The organism is Paraburkholderia sp. XV, assembly GCF_020177535.1.
In the GTDB taxonomy this organism is placed as follows: domain Bacteria; phylum Pseudomonadota; class Gammaproteobacteria; order Burkholderiales; family Burkholderiaceae; genus Paraburkholderia; species Paraburkholderia caribensis.
In genome coordinates this window covers 1-9,345 of sequence record NZ_JAGUUD010000195.1, presented here as the reverse complement: position 1 = coordinate 9,345, position 9,345 = coordinate 1, and the positions used below count along the sequence as shown (strand labels likewise).

General features: G+C 65.5%; 10 protein-coding genes. 5 read left to right on the top strand and 5 right to left on the bottom strand.

From position 1 onward, the window contains the following. Positions 1-74: 74 nt before the first annotated feature. Together KFO72_RS40335 and KFO72_RS40330 are read right to left on the bottom strand one after the other, a co-directional pair. Entirely contained in the window at positions 75-1,319 is a 1,245-nt protein-coding gene (locus KFO72_RS40335; RefSeq protein WP_107201804.1) for an NAD(P)/FAD-dependent oxidoreductase, read from the bottom strand. A 119-nt stretch (positions 1,320-1,438) separates the two neighbouring features. Next, positions 1,439-2,218, bottom strand: coding sequence for an ABC transporter substrate-binding protein (locus KFO72_RS40330; protein ID WP_054935196.1), 780 nt, complete (start codon positions 2,216-2,218; stop codon positions 1,439-1,441). 332 nt (positions 2,219-2,550) lie between these two features. Here KFO72_RS40330 and KFO72_RS40325 point away from each other — a divergent pair, with 332 nt between their 5' ends. The 3 genes from KFO72_RS40325 to KFO72_RS40315 are packed head-to-tail and all read left to right on the top strand — an operon-like array spanning position 2,551 to position 4,507. Continuing rightward, positions 2,551-3,516, top strand: a complete 966-nt coding sequence (locus KFO72_RS40325; protein WP_156516677.1) for an ornithine cyclodeaminase family protein — start codon at positions 2,551-2,553, stop codon at positions 3,514-3,516. Positions 3,517-3,571: 55 nt separating this feature from the next. Next, positions 3,572-4,249, top strand: a complete 678-nt coding sequence (locus KFO72_RS40320) for a transcriptional regulator (protein ID WP_063787040.1) — start codon at positions 3,572-3,574, stop codon at positions 4,247-4,249. A gap of 60 nt (positions 4,250-4,309) precedes the next feature. After that, the gene (locus KFO72_RS40315) at positions 4,310-4,507 is read left to right on the top strand and encodes a DUF1653 domain-containing protein (RefSeq protein WP_035996524.1); all 198 of its coding nucleotides are present in this window, start codon (positions 4,310-4,312) and stop codon (positions 4,505-4,507) included. 10 nt (positions 4,508-4,517) lie between these two features. Here the strand turns inward: KFO72_RS40315 and KFO72_RS40310 are convergent, their stop codons facing one another. The 3 genes from KFO72_RS40310 to KFO72_RS40300 form a co-directional block, all read right to left on the bottom strand. Next, positions 4,518-4,892, bottom strand: coding sequence for a 2Fe-2S iron-sulfur cluster-binding protein (locus KFO72_RS40310; RefSeq protein ID WP_225034437.1), 375 nt, complete (start codon positions 4,890-4,892; stop codon positions 4,518-4,520). Between the two features lie 5 nt (positions 4,893-4,897). Then, positions 4,898-6,034: a VIT1/CCC1 transporter family protein gene (locus tag KFO72_RS40305; RefSeq protein ID WP_225034435.1), complete on the bottom strand. Its 1,137-nt coding sequence runs from the start codon at positions 6,032-6,034 to the stop codon at positions 4,898-4,900. Between the two features lie 97 nt (positions 6,035-6,131). Beyond that, on the bottom strand, positions 6,132-8,081 hold the full coding sequence (locus tag KFO72_RS40300; protein ID WP_225034433.1) for a sigma-54-dependent Fis family transcriptional regulator: 1,950 nt from the start codon (positions 8,079-8,081) through the stop codon (positions 6,132-6,134). 301 nt (positions 8,082-8,382) lie between these two features. On the opposite strand from KFO72_RS40300, the gene KFO72_RS40295 reads away from it, so the two are divergent. Further along, positions 8,383-8,646 carry a DUF2964 domain-containing protein gene (locus KFO72_RS40295; RefSeq protein ID WP_107201801.1) on the top strand — a complete coding sequence of 88 codons (264 nt, stop codon included), beginning with the start codon at positions 8,383-8,385 and terminating at the stop codon, positions 8,644-8,646. Between the two features lie 305 nt (positions 8,647-8,951). Then, positions 8,952-9,242, top strand: coding sequence for a DUF1488 domain-containing protein (locus KFO72_RS40290; protein WP_007745759.1), 291 nt, complete (start codon positions 8,952-8,954; stop codon positions 9,240-9,242). The last annotated feature ends 103 nt before the right edge of the window (positions 9,243-9,345 follow it).

Sequence of the window (9,345 nt, the reverse complement as noted above, 5' to 3'; positions counted from 1 at the left end):
AAAACCCAAAAACCCAAAAACCCAAAAACCCAAAAACCCAAAAACCCAAAAACCCCGCCGCGCCCAGCGGCCCCTCACCCAAACCGTTCCACCCGAAACGGCCTCGGATCCGCAAACGGCATCTCGCCAGTCATCATCTCGGCGAGCAGCCGCCCAGTAACAGGCCCGAGCGTCAGCCCATGATGGTTATGCCCGAACGCGAACCACAGCCCGCGATGACGCGGCGCCCGTCCAATCACAGGCCGCATGTCCGGTGTGCACGGCCGCATCCCGAGCCACGGCTTCTCATCGACGCGCTCGCCCAGCCCGAACGTCGCGCGCGCGAGCGGCTCGACGCGTTCGAGCTGAATGCCCGTCGGCGGCGCGCCGCGCTCCGCGATCTCGACGCCCGTCGTCAGCCGCAGGCGATTGCCTTCCATCGGCGCGATCACATAGCCGCGTTCCGTATCGACGATGGGCACGGACAGCATCTGCCGCGACGGCCGATAGTGCATGTGATAGCCGCGCTTCGCGCGCAGCGGAATGCGATAGCCGAGCGGCTCGAACACGGTATCGGACCACGGCCCGAGCGCGAGCACGACTTCTTTCGCGCCGAGCGTGCCGTGTTGCGTCTCGACCGTCCAGGCATCGCCCGATGAACGCAAGGTCGCCGCGTCGCCGTTGACGAACGTGCCTCCGTTCGCTTCGAACAACCGCGCATAGCCCTTCACCAGTGCGCCCGGATTCAGCACACTTTTCGGGTCCTTCCAGTGAATCGCGCCGCAAATGCCTTCGCCCACGGAAGGCTCTTGCGCACGCAGCGCCGCGGCGTCGAGCACGCTCACATGCAGGCCATGCTCGCGGATCGCGTTCTCCGATGCGCTCGCTTCGCTGTCGAACGCGGCCCGCGTGCGGAACGCCTCGATCCAGCCGCCGTCGTGCACCAGCTGGCCGACACCCGCGCGCGCAATCAGCTTGTCGTGCTCGTCGACGCAGGCGCCGATCAACGGCATCAGGTCGCGCGCGGCAGCCGCGAGCCGCTGCGGCGACGATTCCCACCAGAAGCGCGCGAGCCACCCCGCGTAAGCGGGCAGCGCCTTGTAGTCCCAGTAGAGATCGGTCGACTGGTTGCGCATATAGCGCAGCAGCGTGCCGAGCTTGCGCGGAAAGCCGTACGGCACGAGCGACGAGCGCTCGATCAGCCCCGCATTGCCGAAGCTCGTCTCCTCGCCGGGTGCGCGCCGGTCGACCAGCGCGACGCGCCGTCCGCGATCCTGCAGATGCAGCGCCGACGACACGCCGACGATACCCGCGCCCAGCACGATGACGTCGAAATCCATAACGATTGAAATGAGGTTGTGTGAGGCGTCAGAAGCGCAACGAGCGCGTGTCGCCACGCGCTCGCGCATTGAATCGACCGGGCCGCTTTCGATGCTGCCCGCTTCGGCTCAGCAGCGTATCACTTCGCGATGATGTCGCGCTTGAAGTACTTCTGCGACAGCGCTGTCAGCGTGCCGTCCTTCTTCAGTTCGGCGAGCGCGGCATCGACTTTCGCCTGCAGTGCCTTGTCGCCCTTGCGAAGCCCGAAGCCCGTGCCTTCGCCGAGTGTAGCCGGGTCTTTCAGCGGCTCCCCGACCATGTCGAAGCCCGCGCCCGCCGGCTTGCTCAGGAAACCGTCGTGGGCTGTCTGCGCTTCCTGCACGGCGGCGTCCAGACGCCCCGCGGCGAGGTCCGCGTACACCTGATCCTGGTCCTGATACGACACGATCTGCACGCCCGCATTCGCCCAGTGCTTCTTCAGGAAGTCTTCCTGCGACGAGCCTTGCAGCACGCCGACGCGCTTGCCTTGCAGCGTCTTCACGTCCGGCAGCAGATTGGAGCCGCGCTTCGCGATCATCACGATGGGCACCACATAAATGGGCGGCGTGAACGCGATGCTTTCCTTGCGCTTGGCCGTGATGTTCATCGCCGAGTTGATCACGTCGAACTTGCGCGCCTGCAATGCCGGAATCAGCCCGTCGAATGCGTTCTCGACCCACACGCATTTCACCTTCATCTTCGCGCAGACCGCGTTGCCGACCTCCACATCGAAGCCCTCGAGTTGGCCCGACGCGGTCTTGCTTTCGAACGGAGGATAGGCGGCTTCGATGCCGAAGCGCAATGTGTCGGACGATTGCGCACAGGCGGCGCCCGCCGTCATGGCAAGGACGGCGGCGGCGAAGGAGAGCTTCAGGTTCATGACGGTTCCTGTCGTTGATGATCGGACCACGCGACGAGCGGCGGTACAGTTGAAATATAGACTGAAAGTCCAGTATGGACTATAGGGAATACGATAGTCCAGTGATCAAAAATACCGTTCCGGTTGCTTCGAAGCCTTTTAAACAAACGGCGAGGGCGGCGAGGGGCATAGCGATGCGGAGCGCCTCGCGCTCGCTGCACGAGTTCAAAACGAGACTTTTTTGTCCAAATTTGCGCAGTCTCAAGTAGACTATAAGTCTACATTCCGGTCGAACGCCGACCGGAAAGGAATTGCCATTGACGCATCACGCGCAGACTGAGGAGAAGATTTCGATGATGACCGCCTTGCCGCTCGCCGTTGACGAACAGGCCGTTCGTGCCGCGCTGCCCGCGCTCGACGTGCGCCGCGCGCTGACCGCGATGTTTCGCGCGCTCGCTTCCGCCGAGGCGGTGCAGCCGCCGCAAACGCTGACGCTGTTCCCGAACGGCGCCGGCGACTTCATTACGTATCTCGGCGTGCTCGCCGACGCGAAGGTGTTCGGCGCAAAGCTGTCGCCATACATCGTGACGGGCGGCAAGCCGGTGATCACGGCGTGGACCGCGCTGATGTCGATGGAAACCGGCCAGCCGCTGATGTGGTGCGACGCCGGTCTGCTCACCACCGAGCGCACGGCGGGCACCACGGCGCTCGCCGTCGACCAGCTCGCGCGCGCCGATGCGAAGCGGCTTGCGATCATCGGTGCGGGCGCGGTCGGGCTCGCGCACCTGCGGCATGTCGCGCCGCTGCGCGCGTGGGAATCGATTCGCGTGTATTCGCCCGATCTCGCGGCCAGCGACGCGAAGCGCGCCGCCGTCCAGGCCGCCGATGCGCGCGCCGAAGCCAGCGCGAATGTCGAAGCGTGCGTGAAGGACGCGGACGTCGTGATGCTGTGCACGTCGTCGGGCACGCCCGTGCTGCCGCGCGACGCGCTGACGAAGCCCGCGCTCGTCACGTCGATCAGCACGAATGCCGTGAATGCGCACGAAATCGATCCGGCGTGGCTGCCGGAGATGGACGTCTACTGCGACTATCGCGCGACGACGCCCGCGAGCGCGGGTGAGATGAAGCTCGCCGCACAGCACGGCTGGTCGCCGCAGAAAGTGAAGGGCGATCTGCCGTCGCTGCTGGCGGGCACATGCGAGAAGCCCGCGTACGCGCGGCACGCGTTCTTCCGCTCGATCGGCCTCGGCCTCGAAGACGTCGCGATCGCGAGCGAGCTCTACCGTCATCTGACGGATCGTGGAGACCAGGCACAATAGCTACAATGGCGATCAGCCGCCGCTGCGGGGCGAGCGTTACAACCGCAGCGGCATCATGAATACCCGCGAAGACTGCCCCTGCCCGCCGATGCGCAAGAAGAATACGTCCCCCGTCAAGGATTTGCTGCTGACCCGCTATGCGCCCATCGCGGACGGCATCGCCGCGCTGTTCTTCCCGTATGCGGAAGTCGTGATCCACGACCTGCACGATCAGACCGTGCTGTATCTCGCGAACAATCTGTCGAAACGGGAAATCGGCGACGATTCCGCACTTGAAGAAACGGAGCATTCGGCGCGCGAGCGCGTGATCGGCCCGTACGAGAAGCTCAACTGGGACGGCCGCCGGATGCGCTGCGTGAGCAACGTGCTGTTCGACGACAGCGGCCAGCCGGCGGGCATGCTGTGCATCAATTTCAACATCGCCGTGTTCGACGACGTGCGCTCGACGCTCGATCTGTTCATCAAGGGCGCGGGTGTCGTCGCGCAGCCGGAAGAACTGTTCCGCGACGACTGGCAGGAGCGTATCAACACGTTTCTGCATGGATGGCTGCGAGAGCGGCAGATCGGTCTGAACGGGCTCACGCGCGAGCACCGGCGCGAACTCGTCGAAGCGCTCTACGCGGAAGGCGCGTTTCGCGGCAAAAGCTCGGCGAACTATGTCGCGAACGTGCTTGGCATGGGGCGTGCAACAGTCTATAAGCACCTGAAGCAGATGAAAGAGGGCGCGAGCTGACGCGGGCGGCGACGTGCCGCGCGCTGCTTTGTCCAATCATGCATCTGTGAGGAAACGACTGTGACCGTACGCTATCGACACTACAAGGGCGGCATTTACGAGTTCATCTGCGAGGCGACCCTCGAATCGGACCCGAGCGTCACGATGATCGTCTATCGCGCCGACAACGGCACCATCTGGACGCGGCCAGCGCAGGTATTCTTCGAGATGATCGAGCACGACGGGCAGACCGTGCCGCGCTTCGCACCCATCAACTAGCGCTGATCCACTAGAAGCGCCTGACGGGCGGCGTAGCGGGCGCGGAGGGGATATCGGCGGCGTCGGGCGCGTCTAGCGCCAGATCGCTTTGCGCGACGGCCACGCACGGCAGGATATAGCCCTGCGCCTTTTCTTCGGCGCTGACGCCGGGCCATTCGACCGTGTAGCGCACGCTGCCCGATTCCAGCCTGCACAGGCAGGTCCGGCATGTGCCGTTGCGGCACATGCGCGGCAGATGCAGATTCGCGAAACCCGCGGCTTCGAGAACGGAGAGCGATTCGGGCGCATCGAACGTGCGGCCGAGCGGCTCGACGCGCACCGTGAAGGTCCGTTCCTCATTCGATTCATGCAGCGGCGCGCTGCCGGACGGTTCTTCGCTGGACATCGCGCTCACGAGATGGATACGCCCAGCAGGCGCCCGACGCCGAACGTGAAGGCGGCCGCGATCAATCCGATCACGATCTGACGGAAGGCGGAGAACGCGGCGCCGCGTCCGTTGAAGAGCGACGTGAAGACGCCGACAGCGGCGAGCCCTAACGCGCTCAACGCGACGCACTGCGCGATGGCCGGCGTGCCGTGCGTCCACAGAAAGGGCATCGCCGGAAAAATCGCGCCCAGCGAGAACAGACAGAACGACACGCCCGCCGCCGTCCACGGATTGCCGCCCAGTTCCGCCGGATCGAGGCCGAGTTCCTCGCGCGTCAGCGTGTCGAGCGCATTCTGCTTGTCGCGCATGACCTGCGCGGCGACGCGCTTCGCTTCGTCGGCGTCGATTCCCTTCGACTGGAAGATCAGCGCCAGTTCGTGCTGCTCGGCCTCGGGCGTGTGCTCGATTTCGTCGGCCTCTTTGGCGATCTGCGTGCGCGCGAGTTCGCGCGCATTCGTCACCGACAACCATTCGCCGAGCGCCATCGAGCACGCGCCGGCAATCAGCCCGGCCAGCGCCGTCAGCAGGATCGCCTTGTTGCCCGAGCCCGCGCCCGCGACGCCCATGATCAGACAGAAATTCGACACCAGGCCGTCGTTCGCGCCGAGCACGGCGGCGCGCAGATCGTTGCCCGACGTCACGTTCCTGTGCCACGACTCGGCGGCCGCGATCTGCGCACCTTTCGACGGCAGCGCTTGTTGACCTTTGACGTCGGCGACCATCTGTTGCATGACGGCGGCGTGGTGCTGCTCGTCCTTCGATAGCTGCGCGGCGTCGGGCTGGTTCGCGTACTTGTCGCGGTCCGCATATTCGGCGGCGGCGAGCGACGGCAAGACGAATTTCGGCCCGAGCGTGTGAATCAGGCCGCGCATCAGATGCGTCTTGACGCTGTAGCGGTGCGGCGGCACGCGCGCGCCGTTCGCGTGCAGCTTGTTCGCCCAGAGGTTCGCGTGCACGCGCTCCGCGCTCGCGAGCTGCGCGAACAGCGTGCGGCGCTGCGGATCTTTTTCGACGCGCGACAGCGTTTCGTACAGCGCGGCGCTGTCGAGTTCGTCGGCGAGGTTCATGCGATAACGTTTGAGTTCGTGCCGTGAGGCCATCCGTCGATGCGCGACCGGAGTCGGGATTCGTGGGGTCAGGACGAAGCTTAACGCAGCGCGGGTCGGCGCGCTGCGTGCAGGAGAGCGCAATGGGCGTTCAGTGCGACGTGCGGATGCGCATGTAGCGGTAGACCGTGTTGCGCGCGAGGCCGAGCTCACGCGCGGCCGCCGAGATGTTGCCGTCGTTGCGCGCGAGCGCCTGTTCGATCAGCGTCGCCTGCAACTCTTCCATGCTCGCGGGCCGCGACGGCGCGGACGGCTCGACGGCGGGAGGCAGCGCGCGCAACGGCTCGTCGCTTGCTGGCTCGCAGTCGTGGAGGAAATCGTCGGGCAGATGCTCGACGTCGATTTCTGCGGCGCCTTCGGCCATGATGCCCGCCGTGCGCAGCACGTTGGCCAGCTGGCGCAGATTGCCCGGCCAGCGGCATCGCGCGAAGCACGCGAGTACTTCCGCCGACACCCGCGAGGGCATGCGCTCGCTGTCGGGCTCGTCGTTGCGCAGCCGCGCCAGAATCCGCTCGACCAGCACGGGGAGATCTGTCCGCTCGGCGAGCGCGGGCAGGGTGACGACGAGGCCGTTGATCCGGTAATACAGGTCTTCGCGGAACGTGCCTTCCTCGATCATCGCGCGCAGGTTGCGGTGCGTCGCGCAGACGATGCGCACATCGACGGGCACGGCGCGCGTGCCGCCGAGCGGCACCACGCAGCGCTCCTGCAGCACGCGCATCAGACGCACCTGCTGGGCGAGCGGCATGTCGCCGATTTCGTCGAGAAACAGCGTGCCGCCGTCGGCCTGCACGATCTTGCCGGCGTTGCCGCGCTTTCGTGCGCCCGTGAAGGCGCCGTCCTCATAGCCGAACAGTTCCGCTTCGATCAGCGTATCCGGCAGCGACGCGCAATTGACGGCGACGAACGGCGCGGCGCGGCGCGGCGATTCTTCATGCATCGCGCGCGCGAGCCATTCCTTGCCGGTGCCCGTCTTGCCGAGCACGAGCAGCGCGATGTCGCGGCCGCGTACTTTCTCGACGCGGCTCAGGACGGCAGCCATGCGTGCGTCGCCTGTGTCGAGCGTGGCGAAGGTGATGGCGGCTGCGCGCGGCTTGCCCGGCGTCGGCGCGACGGATGAAGAGGTGGCCGTGCGCGGGCCGGATGAGTCGGCGGAAAACGCGGGGCGTGCCGCATACTCGGCGCGCGCCAGTACGCGCACGCCGCTTGGCAGCATCAGCGTCAGGCATTCTCCCGGCGCGCGCAGCGCCTGCTGGAGCGCGGCTGGGAAGGCCGAGCCGAACAGCATCTCGAAGGGTTGGCCGAGCAGCGTGTCGAGCGGGCGGCCGAACTGGAACAGCGCGCTGCGGTTCGCGGCGAGCAGCGCGCCGTCGGCGCCGAACGCGGCCAGCCCTTCGAACAGCGTGCCGATGAACTCGCTGCGCGCATGAAAACGCACGCGCACGGCATCGCCGAACTGGTTTGCGAACAGCTGGTTTTCGATGATCTGCGCCGACATGCGCACCAGCGCCAGCGTGTGCTTGTTGAAGCCGCGCGGGTCGCCGCTCACGTCGAGCGCGCCGATGGTGCGGCCGTATGGATCGGCGATCGGCGCGCACGAGCAGGTCAGGATGTGATTGGCCTGCAGAAAATGTTCGCCGCCGTGCACGACGGTTGGCTGGCCTTCGGCGAGCGCGGTGCCGACGGCATTCGTGCCGCGATGGGCCTCGGCCCACGACACGCCCGGACGCAGCGCGACGCGCTCCGCTTTCTCGACGAAATCGCTGTCGCCGAGACTGTGCAGGATCACGCCGTTGCTGTCGGTGAGGAGCACCATGCTGTCGGTATCGACGATTTGCGCATGCAGTGTTTCCATCACAGGCAAGGCGTGCGCATACAGCGAGCGGTTGCAGTCGACGAGATCGCGCAGCGCGAGCGGCCGCAGTGGATGGAAGTCGGGCGCCTCAGACGCGCGCAGGCCGAATTCGCGCGAGCGCGCATGCGCCTGTGCGAGCACATCGGCGCGGCCCGTGACGGACGGCGTGACGGAACGTTGGGTCACTGCATGTCTCCGATGTTGTGCATTCTGCGTGCTGCCGCGCAGGGAAAGCGAGTGCGTCGCTTTTGCACTGCAGCACCGCATGCCTGATGAAAGCTGCGCAGTGAGGCTGCGCCAGCCGGGGAGGCCGCCGGTCTATGCCGACTCATGCCGGTCCATATTACAGGAGGACGCGCGGCGCGTGTTCCGCTTGCCTTCTGGCACAGAAGTGCAATGATCGTAGACAGGCATGCGTTCGCGCCGCACGCCGCCGCTGGGACCAGGTTAGCTATGTCCCGGACAGCGCCATTTCGAGGAGAACGTCATGGTGCGCCTGGAGTTGAGAGTGGTTCTCGCCACGGTTGCGATCTTCATCGCACTGGGCGGCATTGGACTGTCGATTCACGGTTCGCTGTACTACCTGAATCACGAGATCTGGGTGGGTGTGATCGCGATTGCGATCGGCATTGCGGGGTGCGTGACGATGCTGACGCTGTGGCCCCGCGATCTTCCCGGCAAGACACCGTCCGAGCATCCTGCCGGCGATGTCGGGCCCGAACATCATCCGCATTTGCCGACCCAGTTCTAGGCACGCACGCTGTTACGCTGCGCTGCGGCATTATCGAGGGTTTTCACGCGGGCAATTGTCCTGGGGCGTGGCGCCCCTGCGCATGCGATTGGTGCCGTTTGCGGTGCATGGCGGCACCATACTGGCGTGTGGCGAAACAAAACTTGCGGCGCGCCGGAAGTCGTCTACAGTGTTGGAATCAACTGCGGGCGCACGCGATAAAGGCGTGTATTCGCGGTTGACAGCCCGCGCTGCGATCCATAACGGAGGCTTGAACAGGGGCACGCGCGGTCCTCGGCGGTGTGTTGTTCGACCAAGGTGTTCCCATGCAGATCATTTTCCCGAAAGAAGTCCCTGAGTACTCGGGGCGCGAGCTGACTCTGGCGTTTCCGGCTATGGTCGATGGGCAAAGGGTGGAATGCACGATCACCGCTGAGGCTCTCGAGGATCACTTTGGCGCGGCGTCGCCGCGGCTCGAAGACATGATGGGTGCGTTTTCGACGCATCGCGAGAGGATTGAGGCCGCTACGCGGCGGTTGTTGTCCGAGACGCGGGCCCAGTGTGTTGTGCTGCGTAGTGGGTATGTTCGGTTTTATGAGGCTAACTGGCGGAATTAGTGCGCATTTGCGGGGCTAGTTGTGGTGGTGGTTGTTGCCCGTTTGCGCTGGCATCCGCGGTTTGGCTTTGCGCTGGCATCCGCGATACGTTATCTCGCTTCAC